The sequence below is a fragment of the Candidatus Cloacimonadota bacterium genome (assembly GCA_011372345.1).
Lineage (GTDB): Bacteria > Cloacimonadota > Cloacimonadia > Cloacimonadales > TCS61 > DRTC01.
On the sequence record DRTC01000640.1, the window covers coordinates 1 to 2,017 of the forward strand.

General features: G+C 34.8%; 1 protein-coding gene. It reads left to right on the plus strand.

The features are described from left to right. The first annotated feature begins 694 nt into the window (after positions 1-694). Positions 695-1,672 carry a hypothetical protein gene (locus ENL20_12315; GenBank protein HHE39337.1) on the plus strand — a complete coding sequence of 326 codons (978 nt, stop codon included), beginning with the start codon at positions 695-697 and terminating at the stop codon, positions 1,670-1,672. Positions 1,673-2,017 lie beyond the last annotated feature (345 nt).

Below are 2,017 nucleotides of genomic sequence, written 5' to 3' on the forward strand. Positions count from 1 at the left end.
CATTAGAAATGACTACTACTTTAGATGCTTTTTCTGATACACTTGAAGTTGGAGGTTTGTTAAATGAAACTCCGATTTTACCATTGGCTGTTCCACAAATCAGTATTGGAACGATTTATGGGACAAAAATGGTTTGCCGATTTTTTTCCTTGTCTGAGGTTAGTCAAGAATTGGGTGATTTAAAATATTTCGGGATCGGATTTCAACACAATCCCGAAGTCTGGCTACCATACTCAATTCCTGTAAAAATTGCATTGTCTTTTTATACCCAGAATCTTAATATCGGTTCAGTCGTTAAGTCAAGGGCGACTGCTTATGGTATCAATTTAAGCCGTACGCATGGTTTCAAGATGCTTAATATTACTCCTTATGCAGGTTTGATGTTCGAAAATTCAAAAATGGAATTTGCTTATGATTATATATATATTGCAGAAAATCCTGAGAAAGGAGAACCGGTTGAAGTACCATTAAGTATAAAATTCGATATTGAAGGAGAGAACAAATTCCGGGCAATTCTCGGTATCGGTTTCCGGTTGGGAGTTGTCGATCTGAATTTTGATTATAATTTCGGGAAGTATAATTCCATGACTGCAGGTCTGGGATTAACTTTTTGATTAATTCTACTTTGCGAAAATCCCCCCGAAGGAACTCTATAAATTAATTTCCGCAAAGTAACTAAAAAGGAGAAAAAATCATGAAAAAAACAGTAATTATTTTAGCATTATTCATCATCGGTGTATTTTTATTGGAATCAGGTGATACTATCCAGGATAAACTGGAGAAATTTGGTGAAGAAAATGGAAAAGGTTATATCCAACCATTAGTTACAGCCTTTGGTTCCAACCTGAATTCCGGTTTGTTCAATACCGCCAAAGTTCTGAAACCTTTCAGGTTTGGAATCATGTTCAATGGACAACTCTGTTTTTTTCCGGAAGAAGCTGAGACTTTTATGGCTAGACCTTTGGAATTATATGTCCAAAATACAGATGTTCCAATCTATAAAGATGAGGAAGTAGAAACTGCTACAGTCTTTGGAAAAAAAGGAGGATCTTTTACACTCAATGATGAATTAGGAAATTATGAAATAGATACGGCTCAATTCGTTTTAGATTTACCAAATGGAGCCCAAAACAAAGATGAGCTTCCCTTCATTCCTCTTGCTATTCCTCAAATTAATTTCGGACTTCCTTATGGGAACGAATTAATGTTGAGGTATCTTCCTCCTGTTGAATTCGATAAACAAATGGGAAAACTAACTTTCTGGGGTTTCGGTTTGAAACACAGTATCGATCAGTATTTACCGGGAGTGATTCCAGTCGATCTGGCTGTTCAAATTGCTTTACAGCAATTCAAATTAGCAGATATTATGAAGGTCAATGCTTTTGCTATGAATGCTCAAATCAGCAAAAAACTGGCAATGTTCACTTTTTATGGCGGATTGGGTTATGAAAGCACAACTTTGAATGCAAAATACGAAACAGAAGTTATGGTAATAAATGACGCTAATGAAGTTGTACCGGAAATATGGAATATCGATTTTGATATCAAGGGTGAAAACGATGTCCGGGCAACGATCGGTTTTCGATACAGTATTCTGGTTTTGAAATTATTCGCCGATTACTCGATCTGTAAATATCCGGTTGCGAATTTCGGTTTTGGATTGTCATTCTGATAAATAAAAAACCAATTCAAATTTCAAACAAGGAAGCAAATTTTCTTACTTTTAAAGGAAAATGCTTCCTTGTTGAATATATCTAATAGTTTTATCAAGTAAAAGGATAAGGCTCTTTAAAGAAATGAGTGGGTAAATTATATAAATAACAATAAGGGAGTCCACTCTAAAAAGGCAATAATTTGGAATATGTATGAAATTTTGCCCGAAATCTGGAAACTGATGAATCGGTTAATGACCTCTATCTTCTTATTAACCACCAACTTAAGTTGGTGGTCAATGAAACAGGAAAAAGTATTAACCGTTTTAACGGTTTCTAATTTTATTGAATTTGACCTTTTTAGA

Coding starts and splice junctions, on each gene's coding strand:
- ENL20_12315 (HHE39337.1), top strand. CDS start 695: ATGAAAAAAACAGTAATTATTTTAGCATTATTCATCATCGGTGTATTT.